This is a genomic window from Limnospira sp. PMC 289.06, assembly GCF_032350395.1.
Classification (GTDB): Bacteria; Cyanobacteriota; Cyanobacteriia; order Cyanobacteriales; family Microcoleaceae; genus Limnospira; species Limnospira platensis.
Genome location: NZ_JARPLC010000017.1, coordinates 17,369 through 36,955, shown reverse-complemented (window position 1 = coordinate 36,955; position 19,587 = coordinate 17,369). Strand labels below are relative to the sequence as shown.

17 protein-coding genes are annotated in these 19,587 nt (G+C 42.5%); 8 read left to right on the top strand and 9 right to left on the bottom strand.

What is annotated here, in order from left to right:
- Window positions 1-71 precede the first annotated feature (71 nt).
- The 3 genes from trpS (at window position 72) to P5674_RS06140 (ending at window position 2,894) form a co-directional block, all read left to right on the top strand.
- Window positions 72-1,082 (top strand): tryptophan--tRNA ligase, encoded by a 1,011-nt coding sequence (trpS, locus tag P5674_RS06150; RefSeq protein ID WP_315669862.1) that lies wholly within the window; start codon window positions 72-74, stop codon window positions 1,080-1,082.
- A 44-nt stretch (window positions 1,083-1,126) separates the two neighbouring features.
- Window positions 1,127-2,017 carry a methylenetetrahydrofolate reductase gene (locus tag P5674_RS06145; RefSeq protein WP_014276657.1) on the top strand — a complete coding sequence of 297 codons (891 nt, stop codon included), beginning with the start codon at window positions 1,127-1,129 and terminating at the stop codon, window positions 2,015-2,017.
- A gap of 361 nt (window positions 2,018-2,378) precedes the next feature.
- Window positions 2,379-2,894: a methylmalonic aciduria and homocystinuria type D protein gene (locus P5674_RS06140; protein WP_014276658.1), complete on the top strand. Its 516-nt coding sequence runs from the start codon at window positions 2,379-2,381 to the stop codon at window positions 2,892-2,894.
- Here P5674_RS06140 and P5674_RS06135 read toward each other — a convergent pair.
- The gene (locus P5674_RS06135) at window positions 2,842-3,264 is read right to left on the bottom strand and encodes a hypothetical protein (RefSeq protein ID WP_006620193.1); all 423 of its coding nucleotides are present in this window, start codon (window positions 3,262-3,264) and stop codon (window positions 2,842-2,844) included. The genes P5674_RS06140 and P5674_RS06135 overlap by 53 nt on opposite strands.
- A 130-nt stretch (window positions 3,265-3,394) precedes the next feature.
- Here P5674_RS06135 and P5674_RS06130 point away from each other — a divergent pair, with 130 nt between their 5' ends.
- Window positions 3,395-4,024 carry a M23 family metallopeptidase gene (locus tag P5674_RS06130; protein WP_006620192.1) on the top strand — a complete coding sequence of 210 codons (630 nt, stop codon included), beginning with the start codon at window positions 3,395-3,397 and terminating at the stop codon, window positions 4,022-4,024.
- Window positions 4,025-4,130: 106 nt separating this feature from the next.
- On the opposite strand, the gene P5674_RS06125 is transcribed toward P5674_RS06130, so the two are convergent.
- Window positions 4,131-4,757 (bottom strand): hypothetical protein, encoded by a 627-nt coding sequence (locus P5674_RS06125; RefSeq protein ID WP_315669861.1) that lies wholly within the window; start codon window positions 4,755-4,757, stop codon window positions 4,131-4,133.
- 416 nt (window positions 4,758-5,173) lie between these two features.
- Here P5674_RS06125 and P5674_RS06120 point away from each other — a divergent pair, with 416 nt between their 5' ends.
- Window positions 5,174-5,938, top strand: coding sequence for an HpsJ family protein (locus tag P5674_RS06120; RefSeq protein WP_006620190.1), 765 nt, complete (start codon window positions 5,174-5,176; stop codon window positions 5,936-5,938).
- 4 nt (window positions 5,939-5,942) lie between these two features.
- Here P5674_RS06120 and P5674_RS06115 read toward each other — a convergent pair whose 3' ends face one another.
- The 6 genes from P5674_RS06115 to P5674_RS06090 all read right to left on the bottom strand — a co-directional run bounded on the left by P5674_RS06115 (window position 5,943) and on the right by P5674_RS06090 (window position 14,868).
- The gene (locus tag P5674_RS06115) at window positions 5,943-9,998 is read right to left on the bottom strand and encodes a CHASE4 domain-containing protein (RefSeq protein ID WP_006620189.1); all 4,056 of its coding nucleotides are present in this window, start codon (window positions 9,996-9,998) and stop codon (window positions 5,943-5,945) included.
- Between the two features lie 166 nt (window positions 9,999-10,164).
- A complete protein-coding gene (locus P5674_RS06110; RefSeq protein ID WP_286131463.1) occupies window positions 10,165-10,290 on the bottom strand; it encodes a hypothetical protein in 126 nt (41 codons plus the stop codon).
- Between the two features lie 443 nt (window positions 10,291-10,733).
- Window positions 10,734-12,056: a flavin-containing monooxygenase gene (locus tag P5674_RS06105; protein WP_006620188.1), complete on the bottom strand. Its 1,323-nt coding sequence runs from the start codon at window positions 12,054-12,056 to the stop codon at window positions 10,734-10,736.
- On the bottom strand, window positions 12,053-12,877 hold the full coding sequence (locus P5674_RS06100) for an SDR family NAD(P)-dependent oxidoreductase (RefSeq protein ID WP_006620187.1): 825 nt from the start codon (window positions 12,875-12,877) through the stop codon (window positions 12,053-12,055). Before P5674_RS06100 ends, P5674_RS06105 begins: the two co-directional genes overlap by 4 nt.
- A 2-nt stretch (window positions 12,878-12,879) precedes the next feature.
- Window positions 12,880-13,860: an SDR family NAD(P)-dependent oxidoreductase gene (locus P5674_RS06095; RefSeq protein ID WP_006620186.1), complete on the bottom strand. Its 981-nt coding sequence runs from the start codon at window positions 13,858-13,860 to the stop codon at window positions 12,880-12,882.
- A gap of 72 nt (window positions 13,861-13,932) precedes the next feature.
- The gene (locus P5674_RS06090) at window positions 13,933-14,868 is read right to left on the bottom strand and encodes an NAD-dependent epimerase/dehydratase family protein (protein WP_006620185.1); all 936 of its coding nucleotides are present in this window, start codon (window positions 14,866-14,868) and stop codon (window positions 13,933-13,935) included.
- A 303-nt stretch (window positions 14,869-15,171) separates the two neighbouring features.
- Between P5674_RS06090 and P5674_RS06085 the strand changes: the two genes are divergently transcribed.
- The 3 genes from P5674_RS06085 to P5674_RS06075 all read left to right on the top strand — a co-directional run bounded on the left by P5674_RS06085 (window position 15,172) and on the right by P5674_RS06075 (window position 18,442).
- Entirely contained in the window at window positions 15,172-17,163 is a 1,992-nt protein-coding gene (locus P5674_RS06085) for an adenylate/guanylate cyclase domain-containing protein (protein ID WP_006620184.1), read from the top strand.
- An 83-nt stretch (window positions 17,164-17,246) separates the two neighbouring features.
- Window positions 17,247-17,837 carry a Uma2 family endonuclease gene (locus P5674_RS06080; protein ID WP_315669860.1) on the top strand — a complete coding sequence of 197 codons (591 nt, stop codon included), beginning with the start codon at window positions 17,247-17,249 and terminating at the stop codon, window positions 17,835-17,837.
- An 8-nt stretch (window positions 17,838-17,845) separates the two neighbouring features.
- Window positions 17,846-18,442 (top strand): Uma2 family endonuclease, encoded by a 597-nt coding sequence (locus tag P5674_RS06075; protein WP_014276664.1) that lies wholly within the window; start codon window positions 17,846-17,848, stop codon window positions 18,440-18,442.
- Here the strand turns inward: P5674_RS06075 and xth are convergent.
- Window positions 18,439-19,230 carry an exodeoxyribonuclease III gene (xth, locus tag P5674_RS06070; protein WP_006620182.1) on the bottom strand — a complete coding sequence of 264 codons (792 nt, stop codon included), beginning with the start codon at window positions 19,228-19,230 and terminating at the stop codon, window positions 18,439-18,441. The genes P5674_RS06075 and xth overlap by 4 nt on opposite strands.
- Window positions 19,231-19,587: the final 357 nt, after the last annotated feature.

The following is a 19,587-nucleotide window of genomic DNA, read 5'->3' as shown; positions in this document are numbered from 1 at the left end:
CCCAATTCAGTTCAAAACCCCGCTTTGTATTGTTTAAAATAGAGTTTTAAGTTAAGTTCACAGCAGCAATCATGGATAAGCAGCGAATTCTCTCAGGAGTACAACCAACGGGAAACCTACACCTAGGTAACTATCTGGGCGCGATCCGCAACTGGGTAGAAGGTCAGAAACAGTATGATAACTTTTTCTGTGTGGTAGACCTACACGCTATCACTGTTCCCCACAACCCCGCCACTCTGGCGACCGATACCTACACGATCGCAGCCCTTTATTTAGCCTGTGGTATCGACCCGGAACATTCAACTATTTTTGTACAGTCCCATATTTCCGCCCATAGTGAGTTAACCTGGCTTCTTAACTGTCTGACCCCCATTAACTGGCTGCAAGATATGATCCAGTTTAAGGAAAAAGCCGTTAAGCAGGGGGAAAATGTCAGCACGGGTTTATTAGACTATCCTGTATTGATGGCCGCCGACATTTTGCTTTATGATGCCGATCGCGTTCCGGTTGGGGAAGACCAAAAACAACATTTGGAACTGACACGGGATATTGCTGGCAGATTTAACCATTTATTCGGTCAACCCGATCAGGAAATTCTCAAAATCCCTGAACCTCTCATTCGTACAGAAGGCGCGCGGGTCATGAGTTTAACTGATGGGACTAAGAAAATGTCTAAGTCTGACCCCTCCGAGTTAAGCCGGATTAACTTATTAGACCCCCCAGATGCGATCGTTAAGAAAATTAAACGCTGCAAAACTGACTCCGTGCGAGGGTTGACTTTTGATGACCCAGACCGCCCCGAATGTCATAATCTGCTGAGTCTATATGCTTTGCTCTCTAACCAAACTAAAGCACAAGTGGCGGCTGAATGTGCAGAGATGGGGTGGGGACAGTTTAAACCCCTGCTGACGGAAACGGCGATCGCCGCCCTCAAGCCTATTCAAGAACGCTACAAGGAAGTTATGAGCGATCGTGGTTATTTAGAGTCCATATTGCGTACAGGTCGCCAACAAGCCGAGGCTGTAGCCAATCAAACTTTAAGCCGCGTTAAAGATGCCCTAGGTTATTCCAAACCTTTGTAATCTCGCTGAATTTACCTTGAATTTTTACATCTAAAACCGCCATAATGAACCGATTTAGGACTGCTTGTTTGAACCCCAAAGAATTTGTGATCACCGCCGAAGTAGCACCCCCAAAAGGCGGCGATCCCACTCACATGATCGAGATGGCGCGGGGTCTAAAAAAACGCGTCCATGGGGTTAATATTACTGATGGCAGTCGGGCTGTTTTAGGGATGAGTTCCCTAGCTTCCTGCGTGATTCTGCAACATCATGGCATTGAACCGATTTTACAAGTGGCTTGTCGCGATCGCAACCGGATTGGTTTACAAGCCGACCTCCTGGGAGCGCACGCCCTAGGAATTAGGAATATTCTCGCCCTCACAGGTGATCCAGTCAAAGCGGGAGATCATGTTAATGCTAAACCAGTTTTTGATTTTGAATCCGTGCGCCTATTACAAGCTATTAATAAGCTAAATAATGGCATGGATTGGAATGACAAAAAGCTGCCCCATGGTCGGACAGACCTATTTCCGGGAGCCGCAGTAGACCCCCAATCTCCCAGTTTTTCCGGGTTACAAAGTCGTTTTTATCGCAAATTAAAAGCCGGGGCTTGTTTCTTTCAAAGTCAATTAATCACGGATTTTGAAAGGCTCTATAAATTCATGAATCAAGTGGCTTCTGATACGGATAAACCGATTTTGGCGGGAATTTTCCTCCTGAAATCCGCGAAAAATGCCATTTTTATTAACAAATATGTTCCCGGTGTTAACATCCCCGACCACATTATCCACCGTTTAGAAAAATCATCACATCCCCTGGAAGAAGGCATTAAAATTGCGGCGGAACAAGTACAAATTGCACGTCAAATTTGCCGAGGTGTTCACCTTATGGCGGTTAAACGAGAAGACCTCATCCCGAAAATATTAGATGCAGCCAATATCCCCCCATTACCATAATAGCGGAGGGTAGAACCATGGAGTTTTCGATATGATGGGATACAGCCAACTCCAGGAGAAGCCACCGCGCGTCTACACCCCTTTCCCCCTGGGGGAGGGGCTTCAGAATGTACTTGATGGCTAGAGAAGGCGAAGCTGTTACCAAAACTGGTGAAGGTGATTTGAATCAGGTCTGACTAACCGAGTAGATGAAGTTGGCATTTGGGCGCAATAATTCAATCAAATGGTAAAGCAACTCAAGGATTTATTCAATACATTATCATAGCCCTCAGAACTGAGAAATTATCCCAAGCCAATCAAGAGATTCTTAGCTTCAATGTGACCAAAATCTAACTTTTGCCATAATTCCCCCCAAATTACCATGAGCGACAATATAACCGAGGTGCGATCGCCTAATATTTCCATTCATCCCCCCACGGCTTTTGTCGCGGCTAATTTAAGGCGGATTCTACCAGATTGGAACTCTGATGATGTTTGGATAGTGATTTTTTTACAGCGATCGCAGTTCCCCTTAACCACAACTAATGATATAATTGAGCAGGAGAAAAACCGATTATGCGATCGCTTTTTAGAATTCGCCCAACCCGTAGCCCAACAACTTAATTCCCAGGGATGGATGACCGATATTATCTACCCTCCCAGCGGTTATCCGTTGCTGTCGAAACCCGGAGAAATCCACCATAGTGATGCTTTAACTGTCGCGACATCCTTAAACCTTTCTCTGCAAAAGGGACCCTGTACCATCGTAATTCATCCCCAATGGGGAACCGCCGTTTATCCCAGTGTGTTGATATCCTCTGCGCCGCCAGATGAAATCAACAAAGCTATCGATTTTGCTGGCTATCGCGTCGCCCCAACTCATAAACCCCACAGGTAACCGCCGCAATGACTCCCACACTGATAGACCAAGAAGGTCCCAACCCCAATTCAACTCCCCAATTCAATAATCCCCCCACCATTAGAAACGGTACAACGCTGAAGATAGAAGCAAAAAAAATATTTCCCGACTCCCTGCTAGTGCGCGTTTCCTCAAATTGTTCATCTGACCCATAAAAGGGACGTTCAGCCCAATCTAGCCACCCCGTGAGTTTTTCCATGAGTAATTCACTGAGGGGGGAAAACCCCAAACTTAATGCCAGCGACCATAACGCCGTCCCAGCCATAGCCGTTGTATTCAACGGGAACCAACCCAGAAATATCGATATAACAGGGGTTTCCATCGCCCATGAAAAATAATCAGTTAACATTATGTTCTGTTTATGCCTAATGGTGGCAGAATATCAAATGTGTGCTATACGGGAATTGATTTAAATATAACCCTTGTGGGTGCATCCGGTAATTCATTAATAGATTTTGGTGATTGAGGAATCAATAATCATGGCAAAACTCAACCCCCTGCAAGTTTTCAAGCGTCCGACCCTTCTGAAACGAATGCTATGGGTTCTGGTAGGTTTCGTGTGTCTGACTCTAATTCCTTGGGGGGGACAACAGTTAGATATAGGTGCAACTAAGGCATCAGCCTCCCAAGTAGCGGTAGGGGTCGATTGGGGTAATGCTTCTTTTCCGGTGGAAAATTTCCAGCAGTATACATCACCTTTTGGCTATCGTGCTGGTGGGTTTCACTATGGTTTAGACTTAGCCGCACCTATGGGGAGTTATATCCGCAATTGGTGGAGCGGACAGGTAGTCGAACTCTGGGAGGATAATCGCTGCGGCACGGGAATTATTATCCAGTCAGGACAGTGGGAACATATCTATTGCCACGTTCAGGGTCATGTACAAAGTAATGCTAATGGTACTTACTTTATTGACCGTGGCGGCGGTCTGGAACTTCGCAAAGGTCAAATTGTGGCAGCCGGGACTAGAATTGCGCGGGTTGGGATGACCGGGAGAACTACCGGACCTCACTTGCACTGGGGACTCAAGTATAGTAATCGGTGGGTTGATCCGGCCCGTGTTCTGATTGCTATGTATCATCAACAAAACCAGCGTTTGTCTCAACGTTGAACAAATAGCTGGTTAGGTTTTGTGGGGCGCGGAGTATAGGTTCATACTGTGCGCCCGGTTGTTTTGTTTTTTGTGGTCTTAGTTAGGATTGCTAACAGGGCTCAATTTAGCCCTGGGAAAGTAGATCAATGGATACCCGTTCCGATGGACTGCTTTGGGAAAAGGTGGGCAATTCTACGGAATTCTGACGCAATGCTGCTACTGGGTTAGTGGCGTTGCAGGCGTAGGTGTTGTCAGTATCGCCGTGGGCGAGGAAATTACAAGGTTGACTTGGGTTGGACTGTTGCCAAGTACACTCAAGGGCTGCATAGTAAGCATCCTCATTTCGGCTTTTCAGACATCTCGCCCAGGCTTCAGGATCGTAACCTGAACCGATACATTGGAGACTGAGACCTAAACCAATGGCTTTTAAGGCGCAGTCGGCATTCACACTACAGCCGTTTTTGTGGAAGACACCGAAGCTGTCTCTGTTGATTTCTTGTTTACCGCCAGTGTGCAAGCCATCCATTTGGCCAGGATCATTAAGTAAATCTTCGGTGGTAATTCCTAGGAAATCTGCTACATCATAGACAAACTCTGTTTGGTCATCATTGAGGACTTCGCCATTAAAGATTAATTCCTCATCTGGTTCTTCTGGTGGCATTGCCCAAGGGGGAAAGGCGGCGGCGGGAGAAACACTCCAGCCTACTACCAAGAAAGAGACGGTGCCGATGGTTGTTAGTAATTTTTTCATAGTTAGTTATAATTTAGAATCAGTTGGTGAGGGAATTTCACAGTTAATAGCCGGGGTCTGAATCCATCAAAAAATCAAGACAATTATGGGTTGCTGAAGTCGCTTAACTTTCCTCCAGCATAGCTAAAGATAGGTGTTGATGTCAATATTTGTTGTGTAAAGATGTTGTAAAATCTGAGAAAATTATGTAAAGGTGGTTGAGGGTGATTGTCTACTCAAAATCTGCTGTCAAGTCAGTATTTTCACGGAAAAAGTGGCTAGGGTTTTGGGGATAAAGGGGAAGCCGGCAATCAATATTGAGCGGAAAAATGGTGGCGAGAGGGTGGTTTTGAGGTAATATCATAGCGAGTTCAGGGTGAAGGTAGCTCAGGATAGAATGGGAGAGTCTCAGTAAAAATACGGAAAGTGATAGTGTTATGAAAGGAACAACTCGAAATCAAATCCCGTCCCAGGCTGCTGGATTTTTGAGGCTGGCGGGGGTGATTTTATTCTTTTTTGCCCTAATTAACTATATTTTGCTGTTTGTGCCACCGAATTTTGGGGATCTGAGATGGCAATTGAATTTTACTACTCAGATGGTAGAACAAGGGGTGATTCCGGTGTTGGCGATCGCCTTAATGTTTTGTGCGTACGGGTTACAGGAGGTAGCTGGTCTATCACCAGAAAAGCCTAAACAGGGGTTCAACAGTCTGAAATTTTGGGTTTATGTGATTTCTGGCATTCTGGGGGTGATGTATTTAGTGCTGATTCCCCTGCACGTTGGCACTACTATAGCGGCGAGTAATGAAACGATTGAGAAAATTAATCAGGATGCAGCGACGGCCCAAGTACAGCTAGAGGAACGTCTGCAAGAACAACAAACGCAGATGTTAGCTATCTTAGGCAATCAGCAGCGCTTAGAAGATTATATCCAAGAACAACAGCTTACGGAAGCACAATTAGCCCGCCTGCAACAATTTCAGGAAAACCCGGAAGTGTTGGGAGTCCAAAGCGATGCTATTGGCCAAGAACTGAAACGGGAAATTGAAAACCGTCGGCGAGAGGCGGAAAAGCGATCGCAACTGGGGACTTTCAAATCTAATCTGCGGGTAGGCTTAGGTAGCTTACTGCTGGCTAGTTGCTATTTGACTATCGCCTGGAGTGGCTTAATCAACAAACGCAGTCGCAAAAAAGCGGTTTAAATGGTCAAATTTGCTGGGCTTCATTGGTCAGGGCTTCCTTGACTCTTTCTAACTCGGCTTGAATCTGAGTATAAAATGATTCCGCCGATGGTTGAGGAATGGGGACACCTGCATCTACTCCTTGACGGCCCATAATTTCTAGTTGCAGACATAATTCCGATAAACCAAAAGCGCCCAAAGTGCCACTGATGGATTTAAGGGAATGGGCTGCCTGTTTTAAGGCGATCGGATCATTTTTTTGGAGGGCTATTTGAATAGTTTTGAGAAGTTCGGGGGCACTTTCGATGTACATTTCGGCTATTTCTTCTAAGGCTTCTATCTCTCGCAGTCCTTGTAAAACAGTGGGATCAAGAATGGGGGAAGATTTGTGATCATCGGTGGTATTGGCATATACTGAGGGTACAATGACATCGCAGGTGATGGGGCGACAGTTGCTGAGAACTTTCACTAATTGTTCCATACGGATAGGTTTGCTGATATAGTCGTCCATTCCTGCTGCTATACATTCAGCCCGATCGCTTTCCATAGCATTGGCTGTAACGGCGATAATACGAGGGCGTGGGGAGTAGGGGTTGTCATTGCTATCATAGCGTTTTTTAATCTGTCGGGCTGCCTCTAAGCCATCCATAATGGGCATCTGCATATCCATTAAAATGACATCATAGGGCTGTCTTTCTAGGGCTTCGAGAACTTCTAAACCATTCCCGGCGACATCAGCCCTATATCCCATTCTTTGCAGAATTTGTAGGGCGACTTTTTGGTTAACTAGGTGATCCTCGGCTAATAAAATCCGCAGGGGGAGTTTTTCTGCTAACAGGGGAATATCTTGGGGCGATCGCATTTGGTTGCGACTCCAATTTTTAATCTGTAGAGGTTCCCCACACAGGACGTTAATCAGAATATTGTATAGGGGTGATTGTTTAATGGGTTTATTGAGAAAGGCGACAAAATCTCGATGATCGGTGGGGTTAAAATTTTGTTGACCGACGGAAATTAACATGACTAAGGGGAGGTCAACGCCGGCTGAAGTTTGTCGGACTTGGGTGGCAAAATTGAACCCGTCTAAATTGGCGATTTCCATTTCCACAATGGCGATATCAAAGGTTTTACCTTGTTTTAACCAGGCGATCGCTTCTGTGGGGCTGTCGGTATCTTCTACCACTAAACCCCAGCATTGAACTTGCTTGGTCAAAATTTGGCGATTGGTGGGGTGAGAGTCAATAATTAATAGTCGTTTTCCGGCTAATTCATCAGCATGATTCCACTGTGGTAATAAATTCTGGCTACTCTGAACTACTATGGAAAAATAGAATGTAGATCCCTGTGTGGGAGTATCTTTATTTATCTGCCAATTTTCTGGGGGATGACCACCGATCGCATCACCACTGACTACCCACATTTTACCCCCCATCATTTCGGCCAGTCGCTGACTAATAGCTAGACCTAATCCTGTCCCGCCATATTGTCGATTCGTGGAAGCATCAACCTGACTAAAGGACTTAAATAAACGATTCATGCGATCGACCGGAATACCAATACCTGTATCCGACACTGCTACCTCAATTTGATAGTGGGTAGAATACATAGATTTTGCAGTCAATTCTAAATCCGAAAACAGTGGTTTTGCTGACACTGATACCAACACTTCACCCCGGGCGGTAAACTTAACGGCGTTGCTGAGTAAATTCACTAAAATTTGCCTAACTCTTGCCATATCTCCCACCACTTCATTGGGGGTATAAGCATCAATGAAATATCCCAATTCTAGGGATTTACTCGCGGCTTTGGTCGCCAATAAGTCCAGGGATTCTTCAAGACAAGTGCGTAAACTAAAGGGGAAGGCTTCTAGGTCTAATTTTCCTGATTCTATTTTGGAGAAATCTAGGATATCATTAATTAAAGAAAGTAGGGCATCACTACTGCTGCGAATGGTTTCGACAAAATCCTGTTGAACTAGACTTAAAGGAGTATCTAATAACAATCCGGTCATCCCAATTACTGCATTCATGGGAGTCCTAATTTCATGGCTCATAGTGGCTAAAAATTCACTTTTGGCACGAGTGGCTGCGAGAGCCTCATCCCTGGCTTCACTCAATTCTTGGGCGGTTTGCTGTCGTTCTATTTCACTACCTATCCACTGCGCCATGAGTTTTAATAGTTCTTGGTCAACGGCTCTAAATGGCTCATTTAAAGGGTTTTGACTCCAAAAACAAAGAGTTCCATAAACCTGACCATAGACTTTAATAGGAATAGCCATATATGCCTCAATTTGCCAGCAATTTTCATCGGCATAAGAGGGGAATCCGGAGACTAACACTGATTCAAAAATCAGGGGGTTTTCAGCCTTTAATGTCGCCAAAATCAACGGATTATTTAAATCAAAATTATCCCCAAATGACCAGCTATTATTATGGTCAATTCCTGCCATAATTTGGGCGGAAGGCTGGGGGGTGCCTAGGTTCAATATCTGGTTAATTATACCGACTTCTAAGTGGAATTTATCACAGCCCAACTTGAGGATTTGCTGGAGTTGTTCTTGCCAGTCTAAATGACGAGATGAGGTGATTTGATAAAGACTCCTAATTGAGGCTTCGCTGTCTTGTAGTTCCTGTTCCCGCTGTTTGCGATCGCTAATATCTCTGGAGACACCCAGAATTTCTTGGACTCTCCCGGTTTCGGGATGATAAATGGCGCGACTGGTGGTTTCAAACCAAATATATTCGCCGTTTTTGTGGCGGATACGATAGGTTAGAGTATAGGATACTTTTTGACTTAAAACAATTTCTAATGTCTTGCTGAGTGTGTTAAGGTCATCTGGGTGAAAAAATTTACTGGGGTGTTGACCAATTAAACTTTCCGGCTCATATCCTAATAGCAACGAACAGGCGGGGGAGGCGTAGCGGATCAAACCTCGGCGAGAGTGATGAGTAATTAAATCGGTGGAATATTCCGCCATTAGCCGATATCTTTCTTCACTATCCTGGCTTTGAATGTTAGCTTGTTCTAAGGCTTCTAACATTTGATTAATGGTTTTTCCTAAGCTGGATAGTTCATCTTCCCCTGGGGGTACTGTTAGCCGTAGGGATGGATCGCGACTTTGGCCGATTTGATTAATTTTGTAGGTGAGGTCTAAGAGTCTGGCTAAAATCAGTTTTTCAAATACCAGTATGGTAATTGCACTTAAAATTATGCCGATCAAAAATAGGGAAAATGTTAGATAAATTAGGCTGGTGCGACCTTGGCGGAAAATGGGGCGATCGCTTTTGATTTGCAGGTTGAGAATCGGTCGATTATAAATGTCTAGGAGGGGAATAGACCCTAGAATAGTGGAAGTGTCTACGGGTTGAACTCTGATGGGGTCTTCGGTATTGATGATCTCTTGGGTTTGTTGGGGGTCTAGAGGACTCCAAGGGGTGATTTCTAAGGAAAGTTGGGTAATTTGAGTTAGGCGATCTATTTCTTTAGCATCAAGATAGCGACCTACTACTAGGGTTCCTCGGCTTGGTCCACGGGCAATACTGGTAAGAATGGGACGGGCCGATAGCAGCAATGGGCCTTCTGGTAACATGACGATCCCTATTGTGGGACAGGGGATTTCCTCTTCTTTCTCAAAACAAGACCGGGAGGGGTTGGAAAATGACAGACTGACTGATTTTAGGTGGGGGGAGAGACTGGGAGGAATGGCGGTTTCGGTTTGGTTGTTGATGTCGAAACCTTTGCTGAAGACGATTTGACCTTGGCTATCTATCAGAATGAAGAGATTTAGCCTCAGATCCATAAACATAGTGTTAGCTAGGTTAGATCGCACATATCGGCTATTTTGTTGATTGATAAAGGCATAGGTATCATCCCATTTGGCTTGATCTTGAGCGATCGTATCTAAATTAGCCAGGTCATCCTCTAAGGCTTTAATTACCCGGACTACATCCTGATGCACCGACTCAATCTCCAGATTACGGAAATTCTGAATCAGGATACAGGATGCTGTTGTATACAACACCACAATTAGGCTAATTAGTGCTGCGCCAATAATGAGCAATGTCTTCTTGTGCAATTTCATAATCTTCCTCCGAGAAACCCCATCCCCTTGTGGGTGGGGAGGGATAGGAACAGCAATTGATATAGAGTGGGCGGGACCCCCAAAAGTGCATCATTCAAAAGCCATTTGAGTGCCATGGGTATTGTGCAAAGTCAGTTCTGCTATTTCTCCCTCGCCAACCACTGGTTTAAAGTAATACAACCATCACTTCCCCTACTAACATACAATCCTGTTGCTTTCTGGGTAATTCCCCTCCGTTGTCCCAAGACTCCCTGGAGTAAGTCTGGTTGGCTTGAAAAAAATCTTTAACCATAAGGTTTGACAGTTAGGAACTAGCGACCCATTCCCAGGTAAGAACTTCAACCCTTGCTCCCAAGGTAGACCCGGAAAGTCTCTCGAATGTTCCACCCAGGTCTGTCAACTAAACTCACTTAGGTTTGTGGCTGTGGTCAGCCTGATCCCTTTGTGGGGGGTTATTGACGGCGTTTTGCCTTGATGATGCTTCTACGAAACAACTGGGATGAGTAAATAAAGTTAGCACCCAACCACCCGGAAAGGCTTGGTTATTTGTAACCTGACATCAAAATAGAGACTAATAAACCCATAATCTGTTGATCCAACTTAAAACTAAGGTAGATACTTTGATTGTAGCCTAGGTTGTTGGTAAAGTTGGCTAATTACATCCATAGGACCAGTTATAGCCTTGTAGGAAGCCCTGGGGTTGAGAAATTGTCTCTGATCCGTTGATGGGTGCTTCTAGGCTTGAAAGGGATTTTCAAAATTAGGATAACGTTGATCAATTTGGTGGGCTTTTTTGGTGAACCAATTAAACAAGAGGTTAAATAGTTGAATTTGCCTCAAAACTTTCTGTGGATCAGATAGGTGAGTGGTCGGCAAAGTCTGTCCGATTTCCTTCAAGACTAAACCCAAGGGAATCTTGATTTCCTCTTGTAGTTTTAGACACCGGGTAAATAGGGGCGCATAAGCAGAAATCAACGAACCTACACCGCCTCGCGCTTGGCCCCATCCGATATAATATAGCCCTTTATAATCATCTAAAAATGCTCCCCCATAACACTGTACAGTCGCTCCCTTGACTCTTTGTAATTCGGGAGGAAGAAAGGGATAGGAAACATGATAGCCTGTGCCACAAACTATTAAATCAAAGGCTTCTCGGGTGCGATCGCTAAATTCTACATCCGAACCGTCTAATTTATCGACGGCGGGTTTGGGGGTGATTTTACCATGTTTGATATAGTAGGGTACTTCATTATTTAAGGTGGGGTGTTTATCGAAAATCCGATATTTTGGTTTGGGTAAACCATAGTTTTCATGACTGCCAAAAGTTAGCTTGATTATACCATAAGATATTAATCTTTGCAAGGCTTCAGGCATCCACCAACGAATTAAATCCGATAGGGGAACCCCAGCAAAGGTTTTGGGAATAAACCACACAGACTCCCGCAGGCTTAACACCGATTTTTGACCGACTCTGGCGGCTTCGGCTGCTAGGTCACAGGCGGAGTTACCACCACCAATTATTAAAACCCGTTTACCCCGGAGTTGGTCGGGATTTTTGTAGTCTTTAGAATGGATGATTTCACCGTTGAATTTTCCGTTAAATTCGGGAAATCTTTTGCACCAATGATGACCATTACATATAATCACCCCTTTATAAATTCGCTTTTCTCCATTATCAAAGCTGACTAACCAGAGATTATTGGCGATAGGATTAACTAGGGTAACGGTGCGTTTTAGTTCAATGTTGGGGCGCAGATTAAAAGCATCAGCAAAATGGTTTAAGTAGTCTCGCATTTGTTTGGCACTAGGAAAATCTGGATAATCATTCGGCATCGGAAAATGAGTAAATTGGGTGATTTTCTTGGAGGAAATAATATGGGCGGTTTCATAGACACCATGATACCAATTACCACCAATATCATCACTAGCATCTACTTGATCATAGGTAATTTTAGCGGCTTTTAAACCTTCGGCTATACCTAATCCGACAAATCCGGCTCCGATAATTAAATATTTGTCGGCAGTTTCTGGGTTGTTTTTTAATGTTGTAAAAGTCATATTTTGGGATTTTTCACAAGTTTTTTATCAGCTAAAACCGAGATTTTATTTAATAAAAAAGGTGTATAGCGCTTGAGTAAATGAATTAAATTTGCCGGGGAGTCTGGAAATACATGGAGTTGATTAGATTTAATCCCTCGTAAGGTCGCTTTCATGACCTGCTGAGGGTCGGTTAACCAAGCCTCTGGTAAACCTTGATAATTAGTGGCTAGGGTTCCATATTTTTCGGCATCTAAAATTGGGGTGCGACTAAAAAATGGGTAGACAGCAGTTACTTTGACATTATAGGATTTTACCTCATCAAAGAGTCCCTCACTAAAGCCTCGTAAGCCAAATTTACTGGCGCAATAGTGGGTTAAACCAGCTTTGCCACTCCAACCAGCTACGGAGGAAATATTGACGATATGACCTTGGCGGCGGCTAATCATATCCCCTACAAATAGACTGCTTAAACGCATGGGTGCGATCAGGTTAACTTCCATGAGAGTTTCCCATTTTTCTGGGGGTGTTTCGTCCATACGACCATAGATGGCTAGTCCGGCATTATTGATTAAAATATCGATGGGAATTTCTAGGCTTTGGACTTGATTAAATAGGGTTTCGCATCCCTCACGGTTCGATAAATCAGCTTCAAAACAGGCGAGGATTTCTCCGGTTTTAATCTCCTGTTTAATTAGTTGTGCTTGGTGGCTGAGAGTCGGTTGATGGCGATCGCTTAAAATTAAACGGCTACCTGCTGCTAATAATTGGCGGGTGAGTTGTTGACCAAATCCGCCAGTGGCTCCCGTTAAAACAACTGTGGCATTTTCTAATTTAGTCATGGTTAAATTTTCGGAGATTTTAGCATGGTTGATAATAGCACAGACCAGGGAATATTTACATTAGGAATTAGTGATGCGGATTTTTGCAGTTGCGGCCATTTCATGGAGAGTAAAAAACGCAGCGATCGCAGAGAAACTGGACGATTACCATTTTCATCTACTAGATTATACTCTTGAGCCCGTTCGGCGACAATTTGCAGGCGACCACTGCGACGCATAATATTAGGATCGGCTGCTAATGCTGCAATAACTCTCCCTGTTAATAGGGGTGTTTCCCAATTATAGCGGTCAACAAGCGATCGTATTGCTGGATCATCTGTGGTGACATTAGAGGCTTCTATTTCCGTGGCGACCCGAGACATATGTTCTGTGTTAACAATTCCTGGCCAAACGGCAACGGAAGCGACATTATAGGGTTGAAGTTCAGTCGCAAAATCCGCAGCTAGGCGATCGCAGGCAGATTTTCCAATCCCATAAACCGCACTAAAAAGATAGGAAAATCCCCCCCAAGATGAAATAGTACAGATTAAACCTTGACGACGTTTAACCATCATTCTAGCTGCTAAAACCGCCGCCACATAATGACTGCGTAAGCCTACATTATTAATCTCATCCCAAACTTGCGGTTCACTTTCCCAAAAGGGTTTACCCTGCATTTCTGTTAAAGTTCGTACTCCCGCGTAGGCGTTATTTACCAATAAATCAAGTTGTCCCTGTTGTTCTTGGTCAATGCGATTAAAAAGTAATTCAACCTGTTGATCATCACTGTGATCAACCGGAATCGCGATACATTTACCCCCGGCTTTTTCCACCGCTAACTGAGTTTCTGCTAAACTGCCTCCGACGGCATCATTGGCTTGCGATAGGCTGCGACCTGTGATATAAACAGTAGCCCCAGCTTCCCCTAAACCAATGGCAATTCCTTTACCTAATCCTCTGGATGCGCCCGTGACTAAAGCGACTTTACCTGTTAATTGGCTCATGTTTGATTAGTGCTATAATTAAATGATTTTGGTCGGGGTAATTAATTAATAACTACCCCTTTCTGGTAAAATTTACGCGGCGGCTTTGATGATTTCATCGTCCGTGGAAAAGTCTACCTCCCCTTGATTGCTATTGATTATATAATCATTTTGGAAGGAATCTTTTAATCCAGAAATGAGATCATATTTGGGTTGCCAATTGAGTTGATTTATGGCTTTGTGAACATCGGCGAAGAAATGCTGAACTCGCAGGGGAAATGCTTTGCGTTTCCCGAAATCAAACTTTTTGGGGTCATAATGAATTAATTGCAGGTCATCTGGGGACTGACCCGCAGCGATCGCACAGGCTTTAGCTAAACCATCAAAGGTGACAAAGCGATCGCCTGAGATATTATAAATTTGACCAATAGCCGTTTGATTTCCTAATACTGCTACCATCGCATTCGCTAAGTCTTCCACATGACCTAATTGGGTAATGTGCATTCCATTACCGGGAACAGGAATCGGACGTTTAGCAACAATGCGATCGAAAAACCAGGACTCTAAGGGGTTATAATTTTGCGGTCCGTAGATGTAAGTTGGTCGAATTGATGTCCAAGGAATTCCCACTTTTTGCAAGTAGGTTTCCGTTTCATATTTCCCTAAATGGCGACTTTTTGGATCGGTGGGATCTCCTTCAATATGAGGCATTTGATCAGACTTGAGATAGACTCCGGCTGAACTCATATAAACAAAGTGTTTCACCTGACCATTAAATAAGTCTGCTAAGGGTTGGGTATCACTTAATTGGCGACCATTATTGTCAAAAATGACATCAAAGGTTTCACCGGATAGCTTTTCCTGCAGTTGTTGGCTATCAGTGCGATCGCCATGAATTTGTTTAATTCCTTCTACCGGACTCGGTTTATTTCCCCGATTAAATAACACCACTTCATGACCCTGGCTGACTAAAATTTTCGTGAGATAAACCCCGATAAACCTAGTACCACCCATGATTAAAATTCGCATTTTATCCATCTCCTAATGATTGATTTTTATGGTTGAGAGTAAACTGGTCACGATAGTTGACTAATGTCTAGCCAGAAACCATAATACCATGGGGTTATACAACTTCTAACTAAAGTGGTAGGAATAGATCCCAATGGTCACTAAATTAATCTTATATGATTCTGGGTATTGATACCAACAAGTTATACAATAGCACAATTAGCCGATGACCAGACCCTATCCAAAAGCGATTTTAGCAGTTACTACAGTTTTCAAGCTATACTGACAACAGTTGAAATTCAAAGTTGTCAGGTAGTTAATTCCATGTTGGCTTTCTATCTTCGCCGTTTTCAGAGACAACTCAAGCGGATATTCAGTAACATTTCACTCCGCACTATTTTAGTAGTACCGTTTTTGCTACAAGTAGCATTAACTGTCGGTTTAGTTGGTTATTTTTCTTTTCGCAATGGCGAAGCAGCCGTGCGAGATTTAGCATTTCAACTGCGCCAGGAATTAACTGCTCGCATTGACCAGCAATTACAAGCATATATTAGAATACCTCATCAGATTAACAAGTTAAATGCTGATAGTTTTTCTCATGGTCAAATTGATTTTTATACTGGGGATAGAATTAATGTTTTGTTGCAACAGATTAAAAATGCACCTTATATTAATGCCGTTTATTGTGCTGAACAAGAAACCGGAAATTTTATCGGTGTAAGTTGGAGTGATGAAGGGTCATTTTTTGAGTTAATGATTAGGAATGATCAAACCAATGGAAATATGCACTTATACGGTATTGATGTCCGTGGCGATCGCCTTTATTTTCTTCGGGATGCTGGACTCTATGAACCTCGTCAACGTCCCTGGTATCGATCCGCACAAGCCACAGGAAAGTCCGTATGGAGTGATATATATTTAGATTTTACCACACAATTACCCACCATTACCGCCAGTTTATCTACTTATGATCCTTGGGGAAATCGTTTTATTGGGGTATGCGGAACTGATATTTTACTGTCTGAAGAACTTAGGCACTTTTTGCAAAATTTAGGAATTGGCAAAACTGGAGAAGCATTTATTATGGAGCGTTCAGGTCTGCTAGTTTCCAGTTCAACTAATGATAGCATGATCCGTAAAATTGGTGATAATATCCAAATTCGTCAAGCCACAGACAGTGAAAATATATTAGTCCGAGAAAGCGCCAAATATTTAACTGACCATATTTTAAACTTTCACACAATTGAGCAACCCAAACAATTCGATTTTAAAATTAAAGGCGAACGGCAATTTGTGCAAATTTTACCCTTTGATGATGGACATGGCTTAGACTGGTTAATTTTGTTAGTAGTTCCCGAAGATGATTTTATGGCTACTATTAATGCCAGCAAACGCACTACAATTTTACTGTGTATTTTAGCTTTAATATTCCCGACAATTTTTAGCATTATGATAGCTAGATGGATTAGTCTTCCTATCTCCAACTTGAGTGCGGCAAGTCAGGCGATCGCTCAAGGAAAATTACAGCAAAAAGTTCATTCTAATGGCATTAAAGAACTCAGGATTTTAGCCAAGTCTTTTAACATGATGACTCAACAGGTGCAAGATGCTTTTACCGCCTTAGAAAAACGGGTAGAGGAGCGGACGTTTGAACTCCGATATGAAAAAGATAAATCTGAAAAACTATTATTAAATATCTTGCCAAAAGCTATTGCTGATCAACTCAAAAATGAACAAACAACCATTGCTTGCTCTATGGAAAATGTGACTATTTTATTTGCAGATATTGTCGGATTTACTCCTTTATCTGCTCGCATTCCTCCCATTCAGTTGGTGGAATTGCTAAATCAGATGTTTTCCCGATTTGATGAATTAGCAGATAAGTATAGTTTAGAAAAAATCAAGACTATTGGTGACGCTTATATGGTAGTGGGAGGCTTACCAATTCCCCGGGATGACCATGCAGAAGCGATCGCCAATATGGCTTTAGAAATGCAGCAAATTATGGATGATTTTAAGACTTGTCCAATCTTGGGTAATATTTCAGGTTGCGAACATTTTCAAATTCGGATTGGTATTAATACTGGTTCCGTGGTAGCCGGAGTAATTGGTATTAAAAAATTCTCCTATGATTTATGGGGAAATGCCGTTAACATTGCTTCCCGCATGGAATCATCAGGAAAACCCGGATATATTCAGGTGACAGACATCACCTATGAACGCCTGAAATATCGTTATAAATTTCAGCCCAGAGGCACAATTAATGTTAAAGGAAAAGGCAATATGACCACCTATTGGCTATTAGGTAAAATTTAGACAATCGCAAACTTTTATTAATCTCAATATTTATCTGCATTCACAATATGATATAATCTCAATTACTATTGGAGAATTATCAAATGATTGCCACACCCAATTTTGTCAATTTATCCCCAGATGATTACCTAGAAATAGAAGCAAACAGTTCTATAAAGCATGAATATATTGATGGGGAAGTCTACGCTATGGCGGGTGCAACTGATACCCATGTTACTATTGCTTTAAATATGGCGATCGCACTTCGTAATCATCTCAGAGGTTCTGGTTGTCGGGTGTATATATCAGATATGAAAGTCCGTATTCAAAAAGCAAATGGTGAGCGTTTTTACTATCCCGATATTCTCGTAACCTGTGACCCTCGTGATAGAGATACACCCACTTATAAACAATTTCCTAAACTTATCATTGAGGTATTGTCAGACTCCACAGAAGCCTTTGATAGGGGTGATAAATTTATGGACTATCAAAGTATTGATAGCCTACAGGAATATATATTAATTAATACCCGTCATCCTCGCTTAGAGATTTTTCGCCGCCAGGATGACAGTTGGCTATTTAATACTTATAGTTTATCTGAGGATACAGAGAACCCCACTTTTCATATTGTTAGCCTGGATTTTACCGAAAAAATTGCCGCAATTTACGAAGATGTTAACTTGAATAATCAATAAATATTAATATGATTGCTACACCCAATTTTGTCAATTTATCCCCAGATGATTACCTAGAACTAGAAGACCAAAGTTCTGTCAAGCATGAATATATTGATGGGGAAGTCTACGCTATGGCGGGTGCAACTGATACCCATGTTACTATTGCTTTAAATATGGCGATCGCACTTCGTAATCATCTCAGAGGTTCTGGTTGTCGGGTGTATATATCAGATATGAAAGTCCGTATTCAAAAAGCAAATGGTGAGCGTTTTTACTATCCCGATATTCTCGTAACCTGTGACCCTCGTGATAGAGATACACCCACTTATAAACAATTTCCTAAACTTATCATTGAGGTATTGTCAGACTCCACAGAAGCCTTTGATAGGGGTGATAAATTTATGGACTATCAAAGTATTGATAGCCTACAGGAATATATATTAATTAATACCCGTCATCCTCGCTTAGAGATTTTTCGCCGCCAGGATGACAGTTGGCTATTTAATACTTATAGTTTATCTGAGGATACAGAGTACTCCACTTTTCATATTGTTAGCCTGGATTTTACCGAAAAAATTGCCACAATTTACGAAGATGTTAACTTTAACTTACCCGAAAACTAAGTTCCTATTTCTAAAATAACGGGTGCATGATCACTCGGTTTTGGTTGGGTTCTGGGTTCAGTGTCAATGTAACAGGCGATCGCATTTTCATAGAGTCCAGGACTTAGATAATGGTGATCAATTCTCCAGCCTCGGTTGCGGGTAAATGAGGCGGCGCGGTAGTCCCACCAGGTAAAATGTCCGCCGTCTTGGGTAAACTTACGAAAGCCGTCTGCTAAACCCAAATTAGCGATCGCATCTAAGGCTTGACGTTCCGCCGCCGATGCCATAATATGATTTTCGCGGTTTTGAGGATTATAAATATCCCGATCTTCTGGCGCAATATTAAAATCACCACAAATACACAGATGAGGATATTTGATTAACATCTGTTGTAGATAATCCCGTAATCGGTTTAACCACTGTAACTTATACTCATATTTATCACTTCCGACACTCGACCCATTCGGGATATAAACATTGATAATACAGATATCATCAATTACCCCAGCAATTACCCGTTTTTGGTCGTCCAAATCCCCCACCTTGTCGGCACTCAAAATAGGGGTAAATCCCATGATTATAGACTCGATATTTAAGCGACTAAAAATTGCCACCCCATTATAGGCTTTTTGACCATAAATATAGACATGATAGCCCAATTCTTCAAAAGGCGATCGCGGAAAATCTTGATCAATAACCTTAGTTTCCTGTAAGCACAAAACATCAATATCCTGACCTTGTAACCAGCCCAAAACTTGGTCTTGTCGAGTCCGAATTGAATTCACATTCCAGGTAGCAATTTTCATATCTTAATCAGGGAATAAAACAGGTTTTTTAATTATAGCAAAAATTATGTCAATTTACAAATATTTTCTGGGATATTCTGAGAATATACCAACGCTGGTAAAGTAATTATAGGGGCGAGAATATCTCCCCTTTTATGGTCTCCTCCACCCACAAATTCAACAGCTTTTCCCCAGAGATTTCTCGATGTTTTGCGATCGCACTAATTTAGTCTGATCAATTGCGATCGATACCATAATATCTCACCGAAGATTTAAGGCAAAGATTCATCACGCCATTAGGTTAATCGCTGGTGAATACAGAAAGACGATCGCACTTTTGAAGCATCAACGAATGATGAAATTAGGCTTTCAGAAAAT